Source organism: Micromonospora sp. DT44 (assembly GCF_049841635.1).
GTDB lineage: Bacteria > Actinomycetota > Actinomycetes > Mycobacteriales > Micromonosporaceae > Micromonospora.
Genome location: NZ_JBNCKS010000010.1, coordinates 117,107 through 142,102 on the forward strand (window position 1 = coordinate 117,107; position 24,996 = coordinate 142,102).

24 protein-coding genes are annotated in these 24,996 nt (G+C 72.1%); 19 read left to right on the forward strand and 5 right to left on the reverse strand.

What is annotated here, in order from left to right:
• Positions 1 to 58 precede the first annotated feature (58 nt).
• Positions 59 to 562 (reverse strand): winged helix-turn-helix domain-containing protein, encoded by a 504-nt coding sequence (locus ACLQ25_RS08330; RefSeq protein ID WP_425730312.1) that lies wholly within the window; start codon positions 560 to 562, stop codon positions 59 to 61.
• Positions 563 to 838: 276 nt separating this feature from the next.
• On the opposite strand from ACLQ25_RS08330, the gene ACLQ25_RS08335 reads away from it, so the two are divergent.
• From ACLQ25_RS08335 to ACLQ25_RS08350, 4 genes are read left to right on the forward strand one after another with little or no spacing between them, the layout of a single operon-like run.
• On the forward strand, positions 839 to 1,804 hold the full coding sequence (locus ACLQ25_RS08335) for a phosphatase PAP2 family protein (protein WP_425730313.1): 966 nt from the start codon (positions 839 to 841) through the stop codon (positions 1,802 to 1,804).
• 16 nt (positions 1,805 to 1,820) lie between these two features.
• Positions 1,821 to 2,516 (forward strand): response regulator, encoded by a 696-nt coding sequence (locus ACLQ25_RS08340; protein ID WP_425730314.1) that lies wholly within the window; start codon positions 1,821 to 1,823, stop codon positions 2,514 to 2,516.
• Positions 2,513 to 3,979, forward strand: a complete 1,467-nt coding sequence (locus tag ACLQ25_RS08345) for an ATP-binding protein (protein ID WP_425730315.1) — start codon at positions 2,513 to 2,515, stop codon at positions 3,977 to 3,979. Before ACLQ25_RS08340 ends, ACLQ25_RS08345 begins: the two co-directional genes overlap by 4 nt.
• Before the next feature lie 23 nt (positions 3,980 to 4,002).
• Positions 4,003 to 4,494 (forward strand): hypothetical protein, encoded by a 492-nt coding sequence (locus ACLQ25_RS08350; RefSeq protein WP_425730316.1) that lies wholly within the window; start codon positions 4,003 to 4,005, stop codon positions 4,492 to 4,494.
• Positions 4,495 to 4,509: 15 nt separating this feature from the next.
• Here the strand turns inward: ACLQ25_RS08350 and ACLQ25_RS08355 are convergent, their stop codons facing one another.
• The 3 genes from ACLQ25_RS08355 to ACLQ25_RS08365 are packed head-to-tail and all read right to left on the reverse strand — an operon-like array spanning position 4,510 to position 7,795.
• Positions 4,510 to 5,529, reverse strand: a complete 1,020-nt coding sequence (locus tag ACLQ25_RS08355) for a D-alanine--D-alanine ligase family protein (RefSeq protein ID WP_425730317.1) — start codon at positions 5,527 to 5,529, stop codon at positions 4,510 to 4,512.
• A complete protein-coding gene (alr, locus tag ACLQ25_RS08360) occupies positions 5,526 to 6,665 on the reverse strand; it encodes an alanine racemase (RefSeq protein WP_425730318.1) in 1,140 nt (379 codons plus the stop codon). The genes ACLQ25_RS08355 and alr overlap by 4 nt, the downstream gene beginning before the upstream one ends.
• Positions 6,662 to 7,795, reverse strand: a complete 1,134-nt coding sequence (locus ACLQ25_RS08365; RefSeq protein ID WP_425730319.1) for an acyltransferase family protein — start codon at positions 7,793 to 7,795, stop codon at positions 6,662 to 6,664. Before ACLQ25_RS08365 ends, alr begins: the two co-directional genes overlap by 4 nt.
• A 160-nt stretch (positions 7,796 to 7,955) precedes the next feature.
• Here ACLQ25_RS08365 and ACLQ25_RS08370 point away from each other — a divergent pair, with 160 nt between their 5' ends.
• Positions 7,956 to 8,825 (forward strand): LLM class F420-dependent oxidoreductase, encoded by an 870-nt coding sequence (locus ACLQ25_RS08370; RefSeq protein WP_425730320.1) that lies wholly within the window; start codon positions 7,956 to 7,958, stop codon positions 8,823 to 8,825.
• Between the two features lie 122 nt (positions 8,826 to 8,947).
• Here ACLQ25_RS08370 and ACLQ25_RS08375 read toward each other — a convergent pair whose 3' ends face one another.
• Positions 8,948 to 11,209: a catalase gene (locus ACLQ25_RS08375; RefSeq protein ID WP_425730321.1), complete on the reverse strand. Its 2,262-nt coding sequence runs from the start codon at positions 11,207 to 11,209 to the stop codon at positions 8,948 to 8,950.
• A gap of 171 nt (positions 11,210 to 11,380) precedes the next feature.
• On the opposite strand from ACLQ25_RS08375, the gene ACLQ25_RS08380 reads away from it, so the two are divergent.
• The 14 genes from ACLQ25_RS08380 (at position 11,381) to ACLQ25_RS08445 (ending at position 24,962) form a co-directional block, all read left to right on the forward strand.
• The gene (locus ACLQ25_RS08380) at positions 11,381 to 12,280 is read left to right on the forward strand and encodes an alpha/beta hydrolase family protein (protein ID WP_425730322.1); all 900 of its coding nucleotides are present in this window, start codon (positions 11,381 to 11,383) and stop codon (positions 12,278 to 12,280) included.
• A gap of 134 nt (positions 12,281 to 12,414) precedes the next feature.
• Positions 12,415 to 13,200 carry an ABC transporter ATP-binding protein gene (locus ACLQ25_RS08385; RefSeq protein WP_425730323.1) on the forward strand — a complete coding sequence of 262 codons (786 nt, stop codon included), beginning with the start codon at positions 12,415 to 12,417 and terminating at the stop codon, positions 13,198 to 13,200.
• The gene (locus tag ACLQ25_RS08390; RefSeq protein ID WP_425730324.1) at positions 13,197 to 13,919 is read left to right on the forward strand and encodes an ABC transporter ATP-binding protein; all 723 of its coding nucleotides are present in this window, start codon (positions 13,197 to 13,199) and stop codon (positions 13,917 to 13,919) included. The genes ACLQ25_RS08385 and ACLQ25_RS08390 overlap by 4 nt, the downstream gene beginning before the upstream one ends.
• 31 nt (positions 13,920 to 13,950) lie before the next feature.
• Complete coding sequence (locus ACLQ25_RS08395; RefSeq protein WP_425730338.1) at positions 13,951 to 14,829, forward strand: branched-chain amino acid ABC transporter permease; 879 nt, start codon at positions 13,951 to 13,953, stop codon at positions 14,827 to 14,829.
• Positions 14,826 to 15,938 carry a branched-chain amino acid ABC transporter permease gene (locus tag ACLQ25_RS08400; protein WP_425730325.1) on the forward strand — a complete coding sequence of 371 codons (1,113 nt, stop codon included), beginning with the start codon at positions 14,826 to 14,828 and terminating at the stop codon, positions 15,936 to 15,938. Before ACLQ25_RS08395 ends, ACLQ25_RS08400 begins: the two co-directional genes overlap by 4 nt.
• Positions 15,939 to 16,023: 85 nt before the next feature.
• Positions 16,024 to 17,310: an ABC transporter substrate-binding protein gene (locus ACLQ25_RS08405; RefSeq protein ID WP_425730326.1), complete on the forward strand. Its 1,287-nt coding sequence runs from the start codon at positions 16,024 to 16,026 to the stop codon at positions 17,308 to 17,310.
• A 250-nt stretch (positions 17,311 to 17,560) separates the two neighbouring features.
• Positions 17,561 to 18,172 (forward strand): TetR/AcrR family transcriptional regulator, encoded by a 612-nt coding sequence (locus ACLQ25_RS08410; RefSeq protein ID WP_425730327.1) that lies wholly within the window; start codon positions 17,561 to 17,563, stop codon positions 18,170 to 18,172.
• A gap of 69 nt (positions 18,173 to 18,241) precedes the next feature.
• Positions 18,242 to 21,010 carry an AAA family ATPase gene (locus ACLQ25_RS08415; protein ID WP_425730328.1) on the forward strand — a complete coding sequence of 923 codons (2,769 nt, stop codon included), beginning with the start codon at positions 18,242 to 18,244 and terminating at the stop codon, positions 21,008 to 21,010.
• Between the two features lie 78 nt (positions 21,011 to 21,088).
• The gene (locus ACLQ25_RS08420; RefSeq protein WP_425730329.1) at positions 21,089 to 21,553 is read left to right on the forward strand and encodes a MaoC family dehydratase; all 465 of its coding nucleotides are present in this window, start codon (positions 21,089 to 21,091) and stop codon (positions 21,551 to 21,553) included.
• Between the two features lie 311 nt (positions 21,554 to 21,864).
• Positions 21,865 to 23,040, forward strand: coding sequence for a helix-turn-helix domain-containing protein (locus ACLQ25_RS08425; RefSeq protein WP_425730330.1), 1,176 nt, complete (start codon positions 21,865 to 21,867; stop codon positions 23,038 to 23,040).
• Between the two features lie 203 nt (positions 23,041 to 23,243).
• On the forward strand, positions 23,244 to 23,435 hold the full coding sequence (locus tag ACLQ25_RS08430; RefSeq protein WP_425730331.1) for a hypothetical protein: 192 nt from the start codon (positions 23,244 to 23,246) through the stop codon (positions 23,433 to 23,435).
• A 32-nt stretch (positions 23,436 to 23,467) separates the two neighbouring features.
• Complete coding sequence (locus ACLQ25_RS08435; RefSeq protein WP_425730332.1) at positions 23,468 to 23,692, forward strand: hypothetical protein; 225 nt, start codon at positions 23,468 to 23,470, stop codon at positions 23,690 to 23,692.
• The gene (locus tag ACLQ25_RS08440) at positions 23,689 to 24,105 is read left to right on the forward strand and encodes a DUF397 domain-containing protein (RefSeq protein ID WP_425730333.1); all 417 of its coding nucleotides are present in this window, start codon (positions 23,689 to 23,691) and stop codon (positions 24,103 to 24,105) included. Before ACLQ25_RS08435 ends, ACLQ25_RS08440 begins: the two co-directional genes overlap by 4 nt.
• 131 nt (positions 24,106 to 24,236) lie before the next feature.
• Positions 24,237 to 24,962, forward strand: coding sequence for a hypothetical protein (locus ACLQ25_RS08445; protein WP_425730334.1), 726 nt, complete (start codon positions 24,237 to 24,239; stop codon positions 24,960 to 24,962).
• The last annotated feature ends 34 nt before the right edge of the window (positions 24,963 to 24,996 follow it).

Sequence of the window (24,996 nt, forward strand, 5' to 3'; positions counted from 1 at the left end):
CGGCCCGCCTGGTCCTCGACCAGGCGGGCCGGGCCGTCTTCGGGGTCGGTTCCTGCGCTCAGATCGGTGCGAGCCGGAAGCCGACCCCACGGACCGCGTGGATGGTCGCGGCGGCGTTGAGCCGGGCGAGCTTGCGGCGTACCCGTCGCACGACCGAGTGCATGTCGGACCCGCGGCCCAGGTGCCGGTTGCCCCAGACCTCGAGGTGCAGCCGCTCGTACGTCCAGACCTGCCCGGGAGCGTCGACGAGGCAGAGCAGCACGTCGTGTTCCAGGCGGGTCAGGTCGATCTCCTGGTCGCGCCAGCGCAGCACGCGGCGGTCGGAGTCGACGCTGAGGTCGGGCGGCGGCTGCGGGCGCTGCGCCACCTCCGCCCGTGCGGGCGGGAGCGGGGGAGGTACGACGGGGGGCAGGTCGCCCACACCGAGGAACTCCCGTGCCTGCTCGACATTGGAGACGATCAGGAAGGCGTCGCTGCCGCCGAGCAGGCGTGCCAACTGCCGGCGCTCGGCCGGTGACGACGCGATGCCGATGACGAGTGGAGCGACCGAAACCCCGTGCATTGCCCAACCCCTTCCGGTTCCCCACGAACACTCCGGATGGTTTTCGCACCGCCGAGAATCATCGATCGGCGTCTTGATCTTAGTGACGGCTCGTCTCGGCCAGGTAAAACATAGTTGCATGTAAGCATGCGAATGAAGGTTCAGGTCTGGACGGCGCTGGCGGCAGGACGTCCGCGGGGGAGGATCGCCCGGGTTTTTCCGGTACGAGCGTCGGTTGTGACAGAACCAAGACAATCCACGGACAGCCCCCGGATCTGGCGGGCCGAGCATGGTCGCATGTCCCACGGATCGTCGTACTCCATCGGTCGCTCGTCGGTGCCGCCGCCACCGGCGCTGTCGCCCGGCCCGGCGCGCGCGCTGGCCCCACCGGCTCTCCGGCTGCTCGCGGCGGGCGTCTGTTGCCTGCTCGCGCTGTGTCTGGTCGGCGTGGTGTTCGTATGGACCCAGCCCGGTCAGTGGGTCGACGGGCTGCTCCTGCCGCGCGCCGAGCGGGGTGGTGGTTACGAGCAGGCCGGCGGCCTGTTCGGTCCGGCCACGGTCGTCCTGCGGCACTTCGGTCAGCCGGCGCCGCTGGCCGTCCTGCTCGCCGCCGTGCTGGTGGTGGGCCTGCTCGGCCGTCGGCTGCTGCCCGGCGTCGTGGGCGTCGGGATGGTGCTCGCCGCCGTGCTGGCGGCGGGGGTGGCGAAGTCGGCGCTGACTCGCCCTGATCTCGCGGTCCCGAATTCGACCACGCACAACAGCTTCCCCAGTGGTCACGTCGCGGTGGCGACGGCCCTGGCGCTGGCGTTCCTGCTGGCGGCGCCGGGCGCGGCCCGACGGTGGCTGGTGGTGCCCGGCGCGGCCGGTGTCTCGGTGATCGGCGCGGCCACCATGATCGCGGGATGGCACCGGTTCAGCGACGTGCTCGGGGGCGTCCTGCTGAGCATGGCACTGTTCTGCCTGGCGGCGGCCGCGTTGGCGGTCCGGTCCGGCAACGACGCGCTCCGCCCGCCCGGCGGGCCGACCTCCGGTCGGGTCCGGCGTGCTCTCGTCGAGGGCGCGGTGGGGCTGGTCGTACTGGTCTGGGCGGTTCGGGTTCTGGTGCCCGGTCTGGCCGCCGAACTGCGGTGGGGACCGTTCCTGGCCGTCCTGCTGGCGACCGCGTCGACGATGCTCGCGGTGGGCGGGGCGGCGTTCCTGATCCGGTCGGTGGAGTTCGTCGGATCGGCGCGAGGCATCGACAAATATGAACAATCTGCGTGATGGGATACTTGACGGCATGCCCCAGGTCCTGCTGATCGAAGATCACCAGACGGTCCGCGACGGACTGCAGTTGGCGCTCACCCGGCAGGGCCACACCGTCGTCGCCGTGGCGACCGGTGAACAGGGTCTGGAGCGGCTGCGGACGACCGCCTCCGACGTGGTGGTCCTCGACATCATGCTGCCCGGTATGGACGGGTTCGAGGTGTGCCGTCGCATCCGGCAGGACGGTGACCTGCCCATCATCATGCTCACCGCGCGCAACGACGACATGGACGTGGTGGCGGGCCTTGAGGCGGGCGCCGACGACTACGTGGTGAAGCCGGTGCAGGCCCGGGTGCTCGAGGCGCGAATCCGCGCGGTGTTGCGACGCACCGGCGGCGACTCACGGCGCCCCGGCGCCGATCGGCCCGGGCTGCACCGGCACGGCGCCCTGACCATCGACCGTGCCGCGCTGGTGGTCACCAAGGACGGCGTGCCGGTCGGCCTGGCCCCAACCGAGCTGCGTCTGCTGCTCGAACTCTCGCACACGCCGGGCCAGGTGCTCAGCCGCCAGCAACTGCTGGAGGCCGTCTGGGAGCACGGCTACCTCGGCGACTCGCGGTTGGTGGACGCCTGCGTCCAGCGGCTCCGCGCCAAGATCGAGGACGAGCCCTCGACGCCGGTCTACATCCAGACGGTACGTGGCTTCGGATACCGGTTCGGGCCGCTGTGACCCAATGGCACCGGGCCCGCGCCATGGCGTTGGGCCTGCGCACCCGGCTGCTCCTGGCGTTCGCCCTGCTGGGCGTGACCACCACGGCGGTGGTGGCCAGTGGCAGCTACTTCCAGGCGCGAACGGTCATCCTCCAGCAGGCGCAGGACGCGGCAGTGGCCTCACTGACCGACCAGCTCTCGAAGGTGTACCCGGTGCTGAGCCTGCCGCCGAGCCAGCAGGAGATGGACCTGTTGGCCGGGCAACTTTCCGACCGGGACAGCTACGTCGTGGTCCACTACCGGGAGCGGTGGTCGTCGAGCGTCGAGGGTATCGACCAGCTCACCCCGGAGCTGCGGCATGAGGTGGCGCGCGGTCAGATCGCCTGGCAACGCGTCGACCGTGGCGGACGCCCGGTGCTGCTCATCGGCACACAGCTCCGGCTCGACCGGTCCGACGGCGCGAGCGTGGCGTCCGGAGTGGAGGTCTACGCGGTGCGCAGCCTCGCCTCCGAGCAGCAGAGCATCGAGCGGCTCGCCACCCTCGCGTGGGTGACCGGCGGGCTCTCCCTGATCCTCGCGGTCCTGCTGGCTCTGCTGGCCGCCCAGGGGGTGCTGCGGCCGGTACGCGAGCTGGGTCGCGCGGCACGCCGGCTCGGCGAGGGAAACCTGTCCACCCGGCTGACCGTCCGGGGCGTCGACGAGCTGGCCGACGTCACGCGCACCTTCAACGACACCGCCGCGACCATCGAGCGTCAGGTCGGTGAGCTGCGGCGGATGGAGGCCGACGCGCGGCGCTTCGTGGCCGACGTGTCCCACGAACTCCGTACGCCGCTGGCCGCCATGACGGCGGTTACCGACGTGCTCGACGAGGAGGCGGACCGGCTGCCGGGAGACGCCGGCCGCGCTGCCCGGCTTGTCAGTCAGGAGACGCAGAGCCTCACCCAGCTCGTCAACGACCTCATCGAGGTCAGCAGGTTCGACTCCGGCACCGCCCGGCTCGCCCTCGACGACGTCGACGTCGCCGCGGCGGTCACCGCGACGCTGCGGCTGCGGGGGTGGGCCGACCGGGTACGGGTGGACCTGCCCTCCGGTGTCGTCGCCCGTCTCGATCCCCGGCGGCTCGACGTCATCGTCGCCAACCTGGTCGGCAACGCCTTGCGGCACGGCGCCGAACCGGTGTCCGTCCGTCTTGTCACCGAACCCGACTGGTTCACGATCGAGGTCACCGACCAGGGACCGGGTCTGGACCCGGAGGTGCTTCCGCACGTGTTCGACCGCCTCTACAAGGCCGACACCGCCCGGACCCGCTCGGAGGGCAGCGGCCTCGGACTCGCCATCGCGTGGGAGAACGCGCGCCTGCACCGGCACGCCGGGCAGTCCGGGAGCCTGGTGGCGGGCAACGCCCCTTACGGCGGAGCGGTGTTCACGCTCCGTCTGCCCCGGGTGGCCTCCGAGACCGCGAACGCCGGAGGCGTACGGTGAGCCGCGAACGCCGGAGGCGTACGGTGAGCCGCCGTCGCGGGACGCGGGCGCTGCTCGCGGTCGCGCTCCTGGTGGGGCTGCTCACCGCGGGCTGCGGAGTCCGGCCCAGCGACGTCATCACGGGCCGCTCCGCGGTGAGCGGACCGTCCGCGGGCGGGGGCATCTACCTGATCGCGAACGGCGAGCTGGCCCTGGTCGTCCGTCCAGCGAAGATCGTTCCCGAGTCACCGCTCGACACGCTCGTGCTGCTCGCGGCCGGTCCCACCGAGGCCGAGCGGAGCGCGGGGTTCACCAGCGAGGTGCCGGCCGACGCCGCTCCGGTGAGCATGACGCCGAGCACCGACGAGCCCGGCATCACGGTGCGGATCAAGGGCGCCGTGCTGCCGCTGTCCACCCTCGCGGCCAACCAGATCATCTGCACCGTGGCGCTCGCCGGCCAGCAGGCCAGTTCCGCCCCGGTCACCCTCGTCGGCTCGGACGGCACCCGGCCGCCCTGGTCCTGCCCCATCGAGTGACCGGGGCGACGCCGCTCACACCAGGTCGATCGCCCGCTCCGGTCGGGGCAGCCCCGGGGAGAGGACCCGACCTCGGCCGGTGAGCGTGCCGGCCACCAGGATGTCGAGCAGGGCGGGAAACTCGATGCCCGCCCGCTGCCAGATCTGCGGGAACTGCGACTCGGCGGTGAAGCCGGGGAACGTGTTGACCTCGTTGACGATGGGCTCGGCGCCCTCGTGGGGGAGGAAGAAGTCGACCCGCAGCAGCCCCCGGCAGTCGAGGGCCTCGAAGGCGCGGACGGCCCGGTCCTGGAGCACCTCGGTGGTGGCCGGGTCGAGCCGGGCCGGGATCTGGAAGACCGCCCCGCCGTCGTACTTCGCGTCGTAGTCGAAGAAGCCCGCGCCGCTGACCCGGATCTCCAGCGGCGGACCGGCCTGCACCCGGCCATCGGGGTGTTGCAGGACGGCGACGTCGATCTCCCGGCCGTGCGCGCCCTGTTCGACGAGCACCTTCGGGTCGACCTCCCGGGCCTGCGCGAGCGCGGCGGGCAGCGCCGACCACTCCGTCACCCGGACCACGCCCAGGCTGGACCCCGCCCGCGCCGGCTTCACGAAGACCGGCAGGCCCAGCCGCTGCTGGTCGACCGGCGACAGGGTCTCCCCGGGCCGCAGGGTCACACCCGGGCTGACCCGCAGGCCCTCCGCGGCGAGCAGCCGTTTGGTGACGCCCTTGTCCATGCCCGCCGCGCTGGCGAACACCCCGTTGCCGACGTACGGCACGCCGAGCCATTCCAGCAGCGACGCGACCGTGCCGTCCTCGCCGTACGGGCCGTGCAGGGCCGGGAACACCACGTCCTGGGCGCGCAGCACCCGCAACGCCTGCGGCAGACCGATGGGCCGACCGTCCACGTGCCAGCCGCCGTCGGTGTCGATGAGCATCTCGGTCACCTGGTACCGCTCCCGGTCCAGACCGGCGATGATGGCGGCCCCCGAGCGCCGCGACACCTCGTGTTCGCCGCTCCGTCCGCCGTACAGCACTGCCAGTCGCGTCATCATGCGACGTTCGCCCTTTCGTGGAGATGGACGCGGCCCACCCGCGCCCCGATTCCGGTCAAGATCTCGTGAGGGTTGGTGCCGGCCCAGCGCGCCCACTCGGTGACGGTCGGCGCGTCGTCGTCGCGTCCCGTGCCGATCACGACGACCGGGTCGCCGATCCGCACCGCCAGGTCGCCCACGTCGACCACGCACTGGTCCATGGCTATCCGCCCGACCACCGGGCAGCGCCGGCCGCCGAGCCAGACCTCGGCCCGGCCCTCGGTCGCGCGGGGCAGCCCGTCGGCGTAGCCGAGCGGCAGCAGCGCCAGCGTCGTCGGGGCGGCGGTCACGTGCTCCGGCCCGTACGAGACGCCGGTGCCGGCCGGCACCCGCTTCACGTTCACCACGGTCGTGCGCAGCGTCAGGGCGGCGTGCAGCCCGAACGCCCCGGGACCGACCGCGCCGAACGGGTCGACGCCGTAGAGGGCCAACCCGATCCGGCAGAGGTCGAAGCGGGTGCGGGGCGCGGACAGCGCCGCCGCCGAGTTGGCCAGGTGGACGAGGTCGGGGTCGAGGCCGGCGGTCCGGGCGATGCGCAGCGCCTCGGCGAACGTCCGCACCTGACCGGCCAGCGCGGGCGCGCCCGGCACGTCCGCGTCGGCGAGGTGGGACCACACGCCGCGTACCCGGACCGTGCCCTCGACCTCGTACTTGCGGGCCCAGGCCACCAGGTCCGGCCAGTCGTCGCGGCCGGCGCCGTTGCGGGTGAGGCCGGTGTCGGCCTTGAGCTGCGCCGTCGCGGGCACGCCGACCCGCAGGGCCGCGTCGGCGAGCGCGTGCAGGTGGGTGATCGTCGAGACGCCCACGTCGACGCCCGCGAGGATCAACTCGGTGAAGTCGTCGTCCGGGCGGTGCAGCCAGCTCAACGTGGGCGCGGTGATGCCCGCGGCGCGCAGGGCCAGCGCCTCGGCCGCCGAGGTCACGCCCAACCAGGTGGCGCCGGCGCGCAGCGCGGCCCGGGCGACCGGCGCCGCGCCGTGCCCGAACCCGTCGGCCTTCACCACCGCCATCAGTTCCGTGCCGGTGACGGCGGCGAGCGTCCGTACGTTGTCGGCGATCGCCCCGAGGTCGACCACCGCCTCGGCCAGCGCGCTCATCCGGCGACCGCCTCGCGACGCGTCCCGGGGAGCGCGAACAGCCACCGGGCGTGCGCCGCCAGCAGTGCGCGGTGCACGGCCAGGCTCAGCCCGGCGACGAGCGCGGTCAGCAGGATCGGGTAGCCCAGCACGATCAGGCCCTGAGCGCCCGCGTCCAGCTCGGAGACCGGGGCGGCCAGCAGGCGGTGCAGCAGCGCCAGCAGCGGCATGTGGATGACGTAGATGGGCAACGTGACGCGTCCGAGCGCGGCCAGCCGGTCGCCGAGAGCGGGCCAGCGGACCAGCCGGGCGGCGGCGGTGACGCCGAAGGCCACCGCGACGACGGAGACCGCCGGCCAGACGCCGAACCACCGCTGCGCGCCGGCCGCCGCCATCACGGCGAGCGCGAGGGCGTACGCCCCGCCGGTCAGCGCCAGTCGACGCCGGGTGGCGGCGGCGGCCCACCGCTGGATGTGGGGCCGCAGGTACAGGCCGGCCAGGAAGAAGACCAGGTTCTGATAGAGGCCGCCCCGGTTGCCCGGCGTGGCCAGCAGGCCGGCGGCGGTGACGGCGGACAACACCGCGGCGGGTACGACGACCAGCGACCGGGGTAGCCGGCGGGTCGCCTTGGCGAGCGTGAAGTAGAGCGCCAGGGCGTACAGGTACCAGAGGTTGGAGGGCGTGACGGTGAGCTGTGCCAGCAGACCGAGGGCGGAGGTGGCCCGGTCGGTCGGGAAGTCCGGCGTCACGGCGAGGACCGCCGTGTGGATGAGCAGCCAGAGGGCGTACAGGTAGAAAAAGCCCGCGATGCGGCCCCGGGCGACGGCGCGCCACGGCCGCTGTACGGCGTTGGCCGCGAAGAGGCCGCTGATGGTGAAGAAGAGCGGCATCCGCAGCGGCAGGAACTGCTCACCCAGCGTGCCCCACAGGCCCGGCACGGGTACGCCCACATGCCAGTCGATCTGCAGGTAGTCCTTGACGACGACGTGCCATCCGACGACGAGGACGATGCACACGCCCTTCGCGGCGTCGGCCCACTGCACCCGCTGCGGTCCGCCGGTGTCGGCCTGCCGCCGATGGCGGAACCGGACGCGCGCGTCGGGGTCGTACCCGCCCGGTCGTGGCTCGGTGAGAGACAGCTCTTGGATCACTCAGCAGAAGGTGCCAGCGGGATATCCGCGCCTGATCCTCGAATTGTCATGATCCGGTAATGGACTCCGCCAGCTCGTCGTACCGGGACCACCACCATCGTGCCGACGACGCGTTGGGAACCGGGGAGCGCTACTAGGCTCGATCGCGGAGGTGCCGAACATGAAGCTCGGTCTGCACTACTGGAACTTTTCGACTCCGGCCGATCCGGCGGCCATCGCGCCGACCCTCAGCGAGGCGGCGACCATCGCCGAACAGGGCGGAGTGGCCTCGTTCACGGTCATGGACCACTTCTTCCAGATGGAGGCCCTGGCCCCGGCCGAGGAGCCGATGCTGGAGGCGTACACGACGCTGGCTTACGTCGCGGCGCAGACCCGTCGGATGACGCTCGGTGTCCTGGTCACCGGTGTGATGTACCGCTATCCGGGGCTGCTGGCCAAGACCGTGACGACCCTCGACGTGCTCTCCGGCGGCCGGGCCCGGCTCGGCATCGGGGCGTCCTGGTACGAGCGGGAGCAGCGGGGACTCGGCGTGCCCGTGGTGCCGGTCGCCGAGCGGTTCGAGCGACTGGAGGAGACGCTGCGGATCTGCAAGCAGATGTGGTCCGACGACGACGGGCCGTTCGACGGGCGGCACTACCAGCTCACGGAGACGATCAACTCGCCCCAGCCGCTGCGCCGTCCGCATCCGCCCATCATGATCGGCGGCAGCGGTGAGAAGAAGACACTGCTGCTGGTCGCTCGGTACGCCGACGCCTGCAACCTGTTCGGCACGGGCGCCGAGGGGATCGCGCACAAGCTGGACGTGCTGCGCGGGCACTGCGCCGCCGAGGGCCGCGACTACGACAGCATCACCAAGACCGTGTTGGCCTCCAAGCCGCCGCTGGAGGATCTCGAGGCGTTCCTCGCCGAGGTGTCCGACTACGCCGCGCTCGGCGTCACCGAGGTGCAGGTCACGCCGGACCGGCACCCCGTGGAGTTCGCCCGGCGGCTCGGCGACGAGGTGGTGCCGCGGCTGGCCGACATCGGCTGACGTGGGCGCGGCCGACATCGGCTGACGTGGGCGCGGCCGACCGCGCTGGACGCGGAAGGCCAGTTCGACGACGAGGGCCGTCCACCCGCCGAAGCGGGGGACGGCCCTCGTTCGATGTCGGCTCAGCCGACCGAGGCGGGGAACCTCTCCCAGACCCGGTGCGCGGCCATCAGCCGCTGCACCCCGGTCAGCGCCTCGCCGCCGGAGCCGGCGGCCACGATGCCGGGGGTGCCGGCAACCCCGGCCTGCTCCAGCACGCTGACACCGGCGCCCCACGCGCCGATCGCCTTGGCGTGCCGCCAGCACTCCTCGACGAGGAGCAGCACGCGCGGGTCGACGGTCGCCGCGTCCGGCCGACCGGCCTTGGCGTCGCGGGCGGGCAGCGCGTCGGGCGCGGGCACCGGGGCCCCGGCCAGCAGGAGCGCGTCGAACTCGACCGACCGGCCGGTGGCGAAGGTCCGCTGGACTGTCAGGTCGCCCACCATGCCACCGTGTGGAGCGATCAGCAGCGGCACCATGCCGGCGTCGAAGACGGCCCGGCGGACCTCGTCGACGTCGTCCAGGTCACCGTCGGGGTCGACGACGATCCCGACAGTGCGGCCGTCGGCCGGCCACTCCCCGCCCACCTGCGACAGGGCCGGGCTCGGCGTGACGTCGACGGGCGTCACCGTGGGCTGCGGCGCGGGCAGCCCCAGGCCGGTGGCCACCTGCTCGCACAGCACCGCGTCGATGTTGGCGAGGCACTGCAGCTGACGTTCCTTGATCGCCTGGTGGTAACACTTGCCCAGCTCGAAGGTGTACGCCCGGACGATGTGCTCCCGCTCGACCGGCGACATGCTCAGCCAGAACAGTCGTACCTGGCTGTAGTGGTCGTCGAACGACGCGGGGTTCGCGCGGACCTTGGGCGCCTGCGCCACCGTCACCGGCACGTCGACGAAGGCGTGCTCGGCGTCGCCGGCTTCGAAGGGGTTGCCACCGTCGAGGGAGTTCGGCCGGTACGGCGCCACCCCGGCGTGCACGGCGTGCTGGTGGAAGCCGTCGCGCAGCATGTCGTTGACCGCCGCGTGCGGACGGTTGATCGGGATCTGCGTGAAGTTCGGCCCGCCGAGGCGGGTGAGCTGCGTGTCGACGTACGAGAAGAGCCGCCCCTGTAGCAGCGGATCGTTCGTGACGTCGATGCCCGGCGGCAGGTGGCCGAGGTGGAAGGCGACCTGCTCGGTCTCGGCGAAGAAATTCGTCGGCGTCCGGTTGAGGACCAGCCGGCCGACCGGCTGCACCTCCGCCAACTCCTCCGGGACGATCTTCGTGGCGTCCAGCAGGTCGATGCCGGCGAAGGTCTCCTCGGGAGTGTCGGGGAAGACCTGGATGCCGAGTTCCCACTCGGGGAACGCGCCCGCCTCGATCGCGTCGTAGAGGTCCCGGCGGTGGAAGTCGGGGTCGATGCCGCCGAGCATCTGCGCCTCCTCCCAGGTCAGGGAGTGCACGCCGAGCTTCGGCTTCCAGTGGAACTTGACCAGCACCGTCTCCCCGGCCTCGTTGACGAGGCGGAAGGTGTGTACGCCGAAGCCCTCCATGGTCCGGTACGAGCGCGGGATGCCCCGGTCGGACATGTTCCACATGGTGTGGTGCTGCGCCTCGGTGTGCAGCGACACGAAGTCCCAGAACGTGTCGTGCGCGCTCTGCGCCTGGGGGATCTCCCGGTCCGGGTGCGGCTTCGCCGCGTGGATGATGTCGGGGAACTTGATGGCGTCCTGGATGAAGAACACCGGCATGTTGTTGCCGACCAGGTCGAAGGTGCCCTCGTCGGTGTAGAACTTGGTGGCGAAGCCCCGGGTGTCCCGGACGGTGTCGGCCGAGCCGCGCGATCCGAGGACGGTGGAGAACCGGACGAAGACCTCCGTCTCCCGACCCTTCTTCAGGAAGCCGGCCCTCGTGACCGCCTCGGCGGTGCCGTACGCGGTGAAGACCCCGTGCGCGCCCGCGCCCCGCGCGTGCACCACGCGCTCCGGGATGCGCTCGTGGTCGAAGTGCGTGATCTTCTCGCGCAGGTGGTGGTCCTGAAGCAGGACCGGTCCCCGGGGGCCGGCCTTGAGCGAGTGGTCGGTGTCGCGCAGCCGGGCCCCGTTCGCCGTCGTCAGGTACGCGCCCTGCTGGCCGTTCGCGGTCGTCGGCGCGCCGGTCTCGGCGCCGGTGGGCGTACGCGTCTGCGGCGCGCCCTGTTCGGTCTTGGGCGGCAGCGGATCGTGGGGCGAGGTCGGCTCCTCGACGCTGGGCGGCGCGCTGCCAGGCGCGCCCGGCACGTCCGGCGTGAGGGCGTCGGCGATCTTATCGGAGGCGGTCTTAACGACGTTCTTGACCGCCTCGGCGGGCTTGCTGGAATCCACGGGGCGAACCTCTCGCTTTAGCGTTTGAGCAGGCCCCTGCACCCCTACCCCTGCCTTGAGGGTCGAAACGCACGATAAATCCGGGACTGGTGATTTCACCGATGCGCCGGCCGACCCGGACAAATAACACTGACGAACGTCGATATTGCTCGACTCTAGGGAGTGCCCGACGTGTCGTCACCAACCACCACCCGTCCCCGTTCCCTGCCCGCCCGAGCCGCCCGGCTCGCGCTGGCTGCCACCCTGCTCGTCGCCGGTGTCCTCGTCGGACCGACGGGTGCCGCACAGGCCGCCGGCCCGTACGAGCGGGGCCCGGCCCCGACCACCGCGATCCTGGAAGCCAGCCGCGGCCCCTTCGCCACCGCGTCGCAGAGCGTGTCGTCGCTGAGCGTCACCGGCTTCGGCGGCGGGGTCATCTACTACCCGACCAGCACCAGCGAGGGCACCTTCGGCGCCATCGCCATCTCGCCCGGCTACACCGCCGCCTGGTCCAGCATCAGCTGGCTGGGTCCACGGATCGCCTCGCACGGCTTCGTGGTGATCGGCATCGAGACCAACACCCGACTCGACCAGCCGGACAGCCGTGGCCGGCAGTTGCTCGCCGCGCTGGACTACCTCACCGAGCGCAGCTCGGTCCGGAGCCGGATCGACAGCAGCCGGCTCGCGGTGGCCGGCCACTCCATGGGCGGCGGAGGGAGCCTGGAGGCGGCCTCGTCCCGGCCATCGTTGCAGGCCGCGGTGCCCCTCGCGCCCTGGAACACGGACAAGAGCTGGTCCGAGCTGCGCGTGCCGACGCTGATCATCGGCGGCGAGAGCGACACCGTCGCGCCGGTGGCCTCGCACTCGGTCCCGTTCTACAACAGCATCCCATCGTCGGCCGAGAAGGCCTACCTGGAGTTGAGCGGGGCGAGCCACTTCTTCCCGCAGACGGTCAACACCCCGACGGCGCGGCAGATGGTGGCCTGGCTCAAGCGGTTCGTCGACGACGACACCCGCTACGAGCAGTTCCTCTGCCCGGGCCCCAGCGGGTCGCAGATCGAGGAGTACCGCAACACCTGCCCGAGCGCCTGAGCGCGCACGTCCGGGACGGTCGCCCCACGGCGGCCGTCCCGGCCGTTCGGGCGTATCGAAGGGTCTTGACGCGATCACCGAGAAACGTACACTGCGAGTGTAAATAACACCCGCCACGGCAGAGGGATGGGTGCATGGAGCGCGGCCTCGAACTGCACGACATCGGCGTCCGTTTCGGAGGCCTCACCGCCCTCGACCACGTCTCGCTCCGGGTGCCACCCTCCCGGGTGGTCGGCGTGATCGGCCCCAACGGCGCCGGCAAGACCACCCTGTTCAACGTGGTCTGCGGCTTCGTCACACCGCAGACGGGCTCGCTCACCCTCGACGGTCGGCCGCTGCGCCCCCAGCCCCACCGGCTGACCCGGCTCGGCATCGCCCGGACCCTCCAGGGGACCGGGCTCTTCGCGGGGCTCAGCGTGGTGGAGAACGTGATGACCGGCGCATCCCACACCGCCCGTGCGGGTTTCGCGGCGGCGCTGTTCGGGTTGCCCCCCAGCGACCGCGACGAGCGCCGGCTGCGCCGACACGCCCTGGACGTCCTCGACGATCTGGGCATCGCCGAGCACGCCGAGGCCGCGCCGGGCACGCTTCCCTTCGCCGTACGCCAGCGGGTCGCCCTGGCCCGCGCGCTCGCCGCGCGACCCCGGCTGCTGCTGCTCGACGAACCCGCCGGCGGCCTCGGCGCCGACGACATCGCCGAGCTGGCGGACCTGATCCGGCGGCTGCCCCGGCGGGACGTCGACCCGTGTGCGGTGCTGCTCGTCGAGCACCACATGGACCTGGTGATGGACGTCTGCGACGAGATCGTGGTCCTCGACTTCGGTCGGGTGATCGCCACCGGGCCGCCGGACGAGATCCGCGACGACACGGCGGTCACCGAGGCGTACCTGGGCGCCCTCGTGTCGGAGGAGACCACATGAGCGCGCCGGATCTGCTCGTGGTCCGGGGGCTGGTGGCCGGTTACGGGGCCGCGCCGGTGCTGCGGGCCATCGACCTCACCGTGCCGGCCGGCACCATCGCCGCCGTCGTTGGCGCCAACGGCGCCGGCAAGACGACGCTGCTGCGGGCGCTCTCCGGCATGATCCGGCCGGCCGCCGGCCAGGTCGTCCTCGCCGGGGAAGACCTGCGGGGTACGCCGGTGGAACAGCTCGTGCGGCGCGGGATGGCGCACGTCCCGGAGGGTCGGGGCGTGATCGGCGAGCTGACGGTCGATGAGAACCTGCGGCTCGGTGGGCTGTGGCGACGCGACCGGGCGGATGCCGGCCGCGCCCTCGACGAGGTCTACGAGCTGTTCGAGCCCCTCGCGCGGCGTCGTCGTCACCTCGGCCACCAGCTCTCCGGAGGCGAACGGCAGATGCTCGCGCTCGGCCGGGCGCTGGTCGGGCGGCCGCGCCTGCTGCTGCTGGACGAGCCGTCGCTGGGCCTGGCGCCCCGGGTGGTCGCCCGGATCATGGCCCTGCTGCGCCAGTTGCGCGACCGGACCGGCCTGACCGTGCTGCTGGTCGAGCAGAACGTGCGGAGCGCACTCGCCGTCGCCGACCAGGGCGTCGTGATGTCCCTCGGCCAGGTGGTGATCGCCGCCCCGGCGGCGACGCTGCGGGACGACGTCGACCTGCGCCACGCGTACCTCGGTTTCTGACCAGCACCGGATGTCCCTGGAGGGAGAACAGTTGGACCGCTTCGTCTTCCTCACCGTCGACGGTCTGTCCCGGGGCGCGGTGTACGCCGCGTTCGCGCTCGCGCTGGTGCTCATCTGGAGGGCGGCGCGGGTCGTGAACTTCGCCCAGGGCGCGATGGCCGTCGCCGCCGCGTACGTCGCCTACTCGGTGTCCGCCGCGACGGGCGTCTACTGGCTCGGCTTCGTCGTCGCGATCGTCGCCGGCCTGCTGCTCGGGGCGCTGGTGGACCGGGTCGTGATGCGGCACGTGGATCACGCGTCACCGCTCAACCCGGTCATCGTCGCGCTCGGTCTGGTGCTGCTGATCCAGGCGGTGCTGGGCATGGTGTACGGCAACGAGTTCCGCCCCGCCGAGGTCCCGTTCAGCCGGTCCGCCCTCACCGTCGGCGGGATCGCCGTGCTGTCGCCGTACGACCTGTTCGTCTTCGCCACGATCGCCGTGGTGGTGAGCGGGCTGGGCTGGATGTTCGCCCGTACCTCGGTCGGGTTGCGGATGCGCGCGGCGGCGTTCGCGCCGGAGGTCTCCCGACTGCTCGGGGTGAACGTCGGCGGCATGTTGACGCTCGGCTGGGCGTTGGCCTCGGGCGTGGGCGCGCTCGCCGCGATGCTGGTCATCCCCACCGAGCTGGGCCTGCACCCGCACGCCATGGACCTGGTGTTCGTCTCGGCGTTCACGGCGGCGGTGGTGGGTGGGCTGGACAGTCCACCGGGGGCGGTCGTCGGCGGCCTCGCGGTGGGGCTGCTGCTCTCCTACGTGAGCGGGTACGCCGGCAGCGACCTCACCCCCCTCGCCGTGCTCGTCCTGCTGCTGGCGGTGCTGCTGGTGCGGCCCGGCGGGCTGTTCGCCCCGGTCGCGGCGAGGCGGGTGTGAGCGCGACCCGGGCGGCCCTGCCGCCGAAGCACCGGCCGGCCGACACCGGTGACCGCCCGCCCGAGCCGCGACGGGGCTCCACCCTGCTGCGGCACCTGGCCGTGGCGCTCGCCGTGGGGGCGCTGCTGGTGGCGGTCAGCTACGCCGTCGAGCCGTTCCGCAACTTCCAGCTCGCCACGATCGCGGCGTACCTCTGCGCCACCGCCGGGTTGACCGTCCTCACCGGGCTCAACGGGCAGCTCTCGCTGGGGCACGGGGCGTTGATGGCGACCGGGGCGTACACGGTGGCGCTGTGCCAGAACGCGTTCCTCGATCGAGGGTGGACCGGCGGCTGGTTGTTGGCGTTGTCGCTGCTCGCGTCGGTGCTGGGCACGGTCGTGGTCGGCGCGGTGGTCGGTGTGGCGGCGGCCCGGCTGCGCGGCCCCTACCTGGCCGGGGTGACGCTCGCCGTGGCCGTCGTCGTGCCGGCGCTGGCCGTCACCTTCGACGGCGTCCTGGGCGGCGAGCAGGGGCTGTCGGTGCCGGTGGAGCCGCCGCCGCTGGCGCTCGGCCCCTACTTCCCGTACGAGCGGTGGCAGCTCTGGGTCTCCGGCGCCGCCACGCTGCTGGCGCTGCTGCTCCTGGCGAACCTGGTCCGCAGCCGGTACGGGCGGACCTTCCGGGCCGTCCGCGACGACGAAGTGGCGGCCCGACTCGCGGGCATCCACGTGGCGCGTACCCAGGTTCGCGCGTTCGTGGTCAGCGCCGCGACCGCGGGGCTCGGCGGCGGCCTGCTCGCGGTGCTGGCGCAGAGCGTGTCGCCCGGGGCGTTCTCGCTGACGCTGTCGCTGTTCCTGCTGATGGCCGTGGTGATCGGCGGTCTCGGTCGCCTCGCCGGCGCGCTCTGGGGGGCCGTGCTGCTGGTCGCCCTGCCCGATCTCACCCATTCCGTGACCGAGCTGCTCACCCTCTCGCCAGCGGTGGCGCAGCGACTGGAGGGCAACCTTCCGCTGGCGATCTTCGGCATCACGCTGATCGTCGTGATGATCGCCGCGCCCGGCGGCGTGCAGGGTCTGCTGGCCCGCCTCGGTCGGGCGCTGCTGGCCCGCTGGCCGGCGCGACGTTCCTGAGCTGTTTTCCGGCCCGGCTTTCGCCGGGCGCTCCACCCACCACACCGCTCCCACCCAACCGGACCGAGAAAGGTCGGTGTCTCCCATGCACCCTATGGCGCGACGCGGTCTCGCGATCGCCAGCTCCATCGTTCTGCTCATCGCCGCCGCTGGCTGTGGCGGCGACGACGGTCCCGCCTCCGGCGGGAGGTCGGTGCCGGGGGTCACCGACACCGAGATCGTCGTCGGCACCCACATGCCGCTCACCGGGCCGGCCTCGGCCGGCTACTCCAAGATCGCGCCGGCGACGAAGGCGTACTTCGACTACGTCAACGCCAACGGCGGCGTGCACGGCCGGAAGATCACCTACAAGGTCATGGACGACGGCTACAACCCGGCGAACACCCAGCAGGTGGTACGCCAGCTCGTGTTGCAGGACAAGGTCTTCGCCATCCTCAACGGCCTCGGCACGCCCACCCACAGCGGTGTGCTCGACTTCCTCAAGAGCAACCGGGTGCCGGACCTCTTCGTCGCGTCCGGCAGCCGGAGCTGGGACCAGCCCGACACCTATCCCGGCACGTTCGGCTTCAACCCCGACTACACGGTCGAGGGCAAGATCCTCGCCAACTACGCGAAGTCGAACCTGGCCGGCCAGAAGGTCTGCTTCCTCGGTCAGGACGACGACTTCGGCCGCGACAGCCTGGCCGGCGTGGAGAAGGTCCTCGGCGCCGGAGCGGTGGCGGTCAAGCAGACGTACGTCACCAGCAACACCAACGTCGCGCCGCAGATCGGCGCCTTCAAGGCGGGCGGTTGTCAGGTCGTCGTGCTGGCGACCGTGCCCGGCTTCACCGCGCTGTCCATCGGCACCGCCGCGCGGCTGGGCTTCAAGCCACAGTGGCTGGTGTCCAACGTGGGCGCCGACCAGCCGACCCTGGCCAAGCAGCTCGGCGCGGCCGCGCCGCTGCTGGAGGGCATGGTCGGCACCAACTACCTGCCGATGCAGAACGACACGGCGAACCCGTGGATCCAGCTCTTCACGAAGATCAACAAGTCGCACAACGGGGACGCGCCGTTCGACGGCAACACCGTCTACGGCATGTCGGTCGGCTACCTGTTCGTGCAGGTGCTGCTCGCCGCCGGCAAGGACGTCACCCGCGAGAAGGTCGTCGACGCGGTCGAGAAGGGTGGCTTCCAGGGGCCCGGCCTCGCGCCGCTGCGCTTCGCCGCCGACGACCACTCCGGCTACGGCGGGCAGCGGTTGAGCCGGGTGAGCGGGGGAGTCCAGAGCTACTTCGGGCCCACGTACGAGACAGACGAGCGGGACGGGCCGGTCAAGGAGTACACGGCCGCGCCGGTCGCGCCGCCCGCGAACGGGGTGCCGACCGCCTCCTGACCCGCGCCAGGTGGTCGTACGGCCCGGGGGTGACCACGTCCGGGCCGTACGACCATGCGTGGGTGTGTGCGACGGTCACCGCTGGCGGGCGTTGACCGACACCGAACAGCTCTCATACTATTTGCACCGTGAATGCAATACGGTCGGCCCGGATGACGCCGCCCACGCGTACGCGCAGTGTCCCGATCATCGCCTGTCTAGACTCGTCGCAGAGCCGGACGACACCGTGGCGGTGAGGGGGCGGGGGCGGATGAACAGGGTCGAGACGCCGGCGCGGGTCGACGGACGGACCGCCCGTGCCGAACGCACCCGGGCGGCCATCGTCGAGGCGCACCTGGCGCTGATCGCCGAGGGCGACCTGCGGCCCACCGGCGAGCGCATCGCCGAACGGGCCGGCATCTCGCTGCGGACGCTCTGGACCAACTTCAAGGACATGGAGACGCTCTTCGAGGCCAGTGGGGCGGAGGTGCTGCGGCAGCAGGACGCCGCCTACCGGCCGATCTCGACCACGTTGCCGCTGGCCAAGCGAGTCGACGCGTACTGCCGGCAGCGGGCGCGACTGCTCCAGCTCATCGCGCCGTCGGCACGGGCCGCGCAGATGCGCGAGCCGGTCTCCGAGCAGCTGCGCCGTAACCGCCTCAAGCACATCGACCGGGTCCGCGACGAGGTCGAGCAGCTCTTCGCCACCGAGTTGGCGCGCGCCGGGCGCGAGCGCGGTCAGGTGCTCAACGCGGTGGTGGCGGCGAGCATGTGGCCGGCCTGGTCGATGCTGCGCTACGGCCTCGGTCTGGGGGTGGACGCGGCCCGCGCGGTGATGACCCGGACGGTGGGCGCGCTGTTGGCCGAGGTCGCGGCCGACTGATCCCAGCCTGTCCTCTTTCCATCCGCTTATGGATGAGTGACACTGTGACGCATGGTTACTGCATTACGAGTGCAAATAACTGTGCTACGCGGCCGGGACGACCAGTGCGCGGCCGTTCGGAGCCTGCTGGACGGCGTCAGCGGCGGTGGCGGCGCTCTGCTGCTGCACGGCGAGCCGGGGTCGGGTCGGACCGCGCTGATCTCCTTCGCCCACCGGTACGCGAAGGACTGCGCCATCCTGGCCGCGACCGGGCTGCCCGAGGAGGCGATGCTGCCGTACGCCGGCCTGCAACGCCTGCTCGACCCGGTGCGCGACCGCGCGGCCGCCCTGCCCGAGGAGCGCCGCCGCCTGCTGTACCAGGTCATGGACGGGGAGGGCTGCCCGCCCGAGCGCCGGCTGGCCCTGTCGGTGGCCGTACTCGGGCTGCTCGCCGCGACCGCCCGGGAGCGTCCGCTGCTCGCCACCATGGACGACGTGGACCGGGGCGACCCGCAGACCAGGCAGGTTCTCACGGTCGTTGCCCGCCGGCTGCGGCGGCTGCCGGTCGTCGTCCTGCTCACCGCGGACGCCACCGCGACCGTCGACGGCCTCGTGACCCACCGACTGGCCCCGCTGAACGAGCGGGACAGCATCGCCGTCCTCACCGACCGACTGTCCGAGCGGCCCGCCGCCCCGGTCGCCGCCACGCTCGCCGAGGTCGGCGGCGGCAACCCGCAGGCGCTCGTGGACCTCGCCGACGTGCTCACCCCGGCGCAGTGGCGCGGGGAGGAACCGCTTCCGGCCGCGCCGCCGGCCGACGGCGCGCTGGCGCGCTCCTACCGGGCCCGTCTCGACCGGCTGCCGCCGGACACCCGCCGGATGCTGCTGCTCGCCGCGCTCGACGAGTCGGACGACGCGGCGACCCTGGTCCGCGCGGCCGACGCCGCCGGTACGGCCATCGAGGCGCTCGCCCCCGCCGAGGCCGCCGGGCTGGTCCGCGTCGATTCGGGAGGCGTCACCTTCGCGCAGCCCTTGGCCCGCGCGATGGTGGCGGCCGCCGCTCCGCTCACGCAACGGCGGGCCGCGCACCGGCTGCTCGCGGGCGTACTCGATCCGCTCGGCCAGCGGTTACGCCGGGCGATGCACCTCGCCGACGCGACCGCGGGTGCCGATCCGGCCCTCGCCGTCGAGTTGGAGCGGGCGGCGGCCGGTGGGCGCAGCGGCTGGGCCGTGGCGTCGGCGGCGCTGTGCCGGGCCGCCGCGCTCAGCGACCGCCCCGACGACGCCGCCGCCCGCCTGCTCGCCGCCGCCCGCTACGCCTGGGTCGGCGGACAACCCGGCCAGGCCCGCCTCCTGCTCGACCGCCTCCGCGCGACCTGCGCGGACCCGGTCGTCGAGGGCGAGGCCGGGCTGTTGCGCGGCGAGATCGACCTGCGCTGCGAGGACGCCCCCGGCGCGGCGGCCACCCTGCTGTCCGCCGCGCGGAAGGTGGCCGCCGTCGACCGGGCCCGAGCCATCCAGGGGTTGGCACGCGCCGGTGAGGCCGTCTGCTTCGCCGGCGACCAGTACCGGTACGCGGAGGTCGGCCGGCGTGCCGACGCGCTCCGCCAGCGTGACGACCCGCCGGCCGTGGAGCTGACCGGATGCCTCGTCACCGGGGTGGCGGCCACCCTGCGCGGCGACCACGAGCGGGCCGGACCCGCGCTGCGGCGGGCCGTCGTGCTGGGTGGCCGCCTCGCCGGGCCGGAGCTGACCCCGACCGCGCTCGCCTGCGCGGCGGCGGCCGGGCTGGTGGTGGCCGTGGACGGTGCCGCGCACCGCCTCGCCGAACGCGCCGTCGGTTTGGCGCGCGAGCACGGAGAGCTGTCCATGCTGTCCCGCGCGTTGGAGCTGCGGGCGGTCGCCGAGTACTGGCTGGGCCGGCACGAGACGGCCGCCGAGACCTCCCGCGAAGGGCTGCGGGTGGCGCGTGCCACCGGGCAGTTCAACTGCGCCGACGTCCACCTGGGGATGCTCGCCGTGCTGGCCGCCGTCCGCGCCGACCGCGAGAGCAGCCTGCGGCGGATCCGGGAGATCGGTACGACGTCGACACCGGGCAACCGACCGCACGCGCTCGCCGGATGGGCGCTGGCCGTACTCGACCTCGTCGACGGTCGGCACGCCGAGGCGGCGACCCGACTGGCGTCCCTGGCCCGGCTCGGCACCGGTCGGGGCCAGGTGCTCGTCCAGGTGATGGCCACCCCGTACCTGGTGGAGGCCGCCGCGCACCTGCCACACCGTCCGGCGGCGACCGCCGCGCTGGCGGCCTTCGACAGGTGGGCGAGCAGCACCGCGAGCCCGCTGCGCCGGGCGCTGTCGGCCCGGTGCCACGCGCTGTTGGCGATCCGGGGCGGCGTCGAGTCCGAGCGCGAGTTCCGGACGGCGCTGCGGTTGCACCCGACGGAGGCCGGCGCGTTCGAACGGGCCCGGACCGAGTTGCTCTTCGGTCAGGACCTGCGGCGCAGCCGGCGACCACGGGACGCCCGGGAGCACCTGCACCGTGCCCGGGAGACGTTCACCCTGCTCGGGGTCGGTCGCTGGGCCGAACTGGCCACGGCCGAGCTGCGCGCCGCCGGGGAGTCGGTCGGGCCGCCGGATCTGCCGGCGGCACGGCTGCTGACCGGTCAACAGCTCCGGATCGCCCGACTCGTCGCCGAGGGCGCCACCAACCGCGAGATCGCCGCCCGGATGTTCCTGTCCACCCGGACGGTCGACCACCACCTGCGCAACGTCTTTCACCGGCTGGGGATCCGCTCCCGGACCGAGCTGGCCCGCGCGTTCGCCACCGAACAGCACGTCGGCCTGGCCTCCGAACGCTGAGCGCCGCCGCCTGCTCTGGGCGTAAACTATCACCGCTAGTTTGTGCGTCAGGCACCCTTCAGCACAAAGGACACCCGTATGCGCGTCTTCACCTCCGTCGACGAGCTGACCGCCGCGGTCGGCGAGACTCTCGGCCCCGGCCCCTGGCAGCGGATCGACCAGGACCGCGTGAACCTGTTCGCCGACGCGACCGACGACCACCAGTGGATCCACATCGACCCGGAACGCGCGGCGGCCGGTCCCTTCGGCGCCACGATCGCGCACGGCTTCCTCACCCTGTCGCTGGTGCCGGCCCTGGCCGGCCAGCTCTACCGCGTCGAGGGCGTCGCGATGGGCGTCAACTACGGGCTGAACCGGGTGCGGTTCCCCGCGCCACTGCGGGTCGGCGCCGCCGTACGCGCCAGCGCGGTCATCGCCGAGGTGTCGCCCGTCAGCGGTGGGGTGCAGCTGGTCACGGCGGTGACGGTCAACAGCGACGGTGGCGACAAGCCCGTCTGCGTCGCCGAGACGGTGAGCCGCCTCTACCGCGCGGCAACCCGCTGAGCGGTCGTCCGCCGGTCGCCGGTCGCCCCGAACAGCTCAGCCGGCGGCCGGCGGTGACCCTCGGTCACCTCCATAGGGGCGGATGCGTTGGTGAGCGTGATGCCTCAGGGGTATCAAGATGACTCTGAGGCATCACGCTCAACAGCACATCGGCACGGCGGCCAGCCACAGCAGATGGTCAGCGCCCTAGGCACCTCACTGCGCGTCGGGGCATGCCGAGCTAGGCAAAAGGGCGGTACCTTCGACATGGCGGCCCGCCGGTGTAGAGGCCGATGGTGTCGCCATTCCCGTCCTCTACCGGGAGCACCGCGATGACGGCCCACGTCGACCCACGCTTCGGCGTCACACTCCGGCAACTCCGTGAGCAGGCCGGCCTGTCCCTGCGGGCGCTCGCCCAGCTCACTCACCGCGGGAAGAGCCACCTCCACGAACTGGAGAACGGCAGCAAAGCAGCCACCTTCGAGACCGCCCGCCACCTCGACCAGGCACTCAACGCAGGCGGCAGGCTCGCCCGCCTGGTCGCCGCTCCCGTCGACCACGAAGCCGAAGCAAACGAACTGTTTCAGCGGGTGTCGGCCAGCGACGTCAGCGTCGAGACTCTCGCCCGCATCGAGCAGGGTGTCGACGAACTCGCCATCCGGTACTCGACCACCGCCCCAGTCGACCTGCTGCCGATGGTGCGCCGGCATCTGGCCTACGTCACCCGTCTGCTCGACGGGCGGGTCACACTCGCCCAGCAGCGGCGCCTGGTCGTCGCGGGTGGGTGGCTGGCCGTATTGCGGGCCACCGTGCACATCGACCTGCAACAGCCGAGCGCCGCATCCGCCCACCTCGCTGCGGCATCGGGACTGGCCGGGCACGCGGAGCACCGGGAAATTCAGGGGTGGTGCTTGGAGACCCGCGCGTGGGAGGTGTTGACGCTCGGCGACTACCGGACCGCTCTCGCCCTGTCGCAGCAGGCACAGCAGGTCGCGCCCGTCGGCAGTTCCGCCCACATCCAGGCGACAGCGCAGGAGGCACGAGCGTGGGCCCGGATGGGTGCCGTCCGGGAGACGCGCCGGGCGCTGGACCGGTTGGAACGGTTGACGGCGAACCTGCCTGTTCCGGAACGGGCTGAGCACCACTACCGATACGACCCGGCGAAAGCTGTGGCCTACACGGCCACAACGCTGGCGTGGGCTGGTGACCCGGGCGCGGAGCAGGTCGCCCGGCAGGTGCTGGCCAACTTGGATCCACGCGGAGACGGGGGTGAACGACCTCGACGGTCGGCGTCCGCCCGCCTCGACCTGGGCCTCGCACTGGCCACCACGGGCCGCCCCGATGAGGCGTCCGCGTTCGCCGCTGCGGCGGTCAGCTCTGGGCGAGTCGTGCCTTCCAATTGGTGGCGGGCGCGGGAGGTGTTGCGCCGCGTCGAGCAGACGGGCGCGCCCGAGGCCGCCGATCTACGGGACGTGATGAAGGAGTTCGGCCCAGCCCGGACCGAGTAGCGGACAGGTTCGGCGGACAGCGGACGCTCGGCGAGTTCAGACCACCGTTGACCGCCCGTAACGTCCCGGCTACGGGACGACGGTAGCGAGCATCCGACCCCGACGTGATGGTCGATCAACTGCCGCAGTCCCGCCAGGAAGGGTGATGGCGGTCGCGCTGAACGGAGCCGGCCGCCTTCGCTCCCGAGCCGAGGGACGCGCAGATGATCCGCAGACTCGTATCCGCAGTAACGGGCCGGGTGGCCGCTCGTGGTGGTCCACCCGTCCCGCCCGGCACCGGCGCGCGCATCCAGGCCGTCGAACAGGAGAGGGCCAAGCGGCTGCTCCTGGCTGAGGCTCGATCCATCACGCCCGCACACCACCGCGCCAGCCACGACGACGGGCCGGCCCGGTGACCGGCCCGGCTATGCCCGAGCCCGGTGCGCGGGTGTCTGTGCGGCCCGGCGAGTGGCAGTCCAGTCCCGGCATCGAGGGCCAGACCTGCCACACCATCGTCATCGTCAAGGTCCACGAGTCGCACGACCCCCGGTTTGCCTGGGTGTACGGCCACGGCCCGGAGTGCAGTTGGTCCACGGCGGACTGCACCGCCCCGTGGTGCTTCGAGGTGCTGGTCAGCGTTGACGTCTTGCCCGCCGCCGGGCAGCGACCGTGAGTGCCGCCCTCACGCCGTCCGCTGCACTCGCAGGCCACTGGTGGCAGACCATCACCACGCACCAGGCCGTCGACGGCCGCTGTCCCCGCTGCGATACCCGGGGCCGGTGCTGGTCGTGGGCGTATGCGTTCGGCCAGTTGGTCGCCCATGACCTGTGGCACCTCGGACCACCCCTCCCCGACGATCGGCCGCACCGACGGCCTGCTGAGGAAAGGCGCAACACCTTGATGCAGATCACGTTCGTGCGCTCGAACCGATGCGACGTCTCCAGCCCAAACTGCGTTGAGGTTGCCATCGACGCCAACCTCAACCGGATTGTGCGGAACTCGCAGCGTCCGGACGAGCAGGTGACGTTCGACGAGGACGAGTGGTCGACGTTCGTCGCCAGCGTGCAGGCCGGCCAGACCTTCTGACCGGTGGAGGGGCCGACCGACGCCGCGGCCAAGCCCGCGCCCGACGATTCCACTACCAGCGCAGACGAGCTGAGTGACGTTGGAGTATTAGTCCGCTCCAGCATGGAACTACCAACGAGTGGAGCCGCATCATGTTCGACGACCTCCTTCGCGCCAGCGCGGCACTGCTCCATGACATCAGCGTGCAGGTACAGGACGTGCGCCACAACGAGCCTGCCCCCGGCTCAGTGTGGCGTCGTGAGACGGCCTTGGATGCGACAGTTGGCGACGAGGGTTTCCCAGTGCCTTACAGCTTCGCCCACCACGTGCACCGCACGCTCAACTACGCCGCTGCCGAACGCCTCCAAACTCTTTCGTGGTGTGTGCAGCCCGGCTTCCCGCAAATCCTCAGCGCCATCGACTTGGCCCGCGCAGCAGCAGAAACAGCGAGTTTGGCGGCGTGGCTGGGGCGTCCGGAAGCGGACGGTGAGACTCGGCTTCGTCGCCTCATGTACATGGTGCAACGGGCGGATGGGGAGCAACGCGGATTGCAGACAGCGCTGGGCATAGAGCTGTCATCGAGTTCGAAGGCGATTCTCGACTGGGCTGGCCGCAGGAGGCTGCGTGCCGAGCGATACCCGTCTCGTGAGGCGCTGCTAGCTGCCGTCGATGAGGATGCCGGCTCCATACATTACAAGCGGCTAAGTTCGTTTACTCACGGCAACCTCGACGCCATGATGGCCCTCTACATCGAGATTGAGCAGGCTCAGAAGGGCGATAGCCGGCTCCTTGAGGTGCATGCTTTGTCGGTTGCGACTGTGGCAGCGAGTTACATTGAGATACCCCCGCTTTCATGGAGCTTCTTGACCATGGTCTGATGGCCGTGGGGGAGGAAGTCGTCCGTGGCAGCAC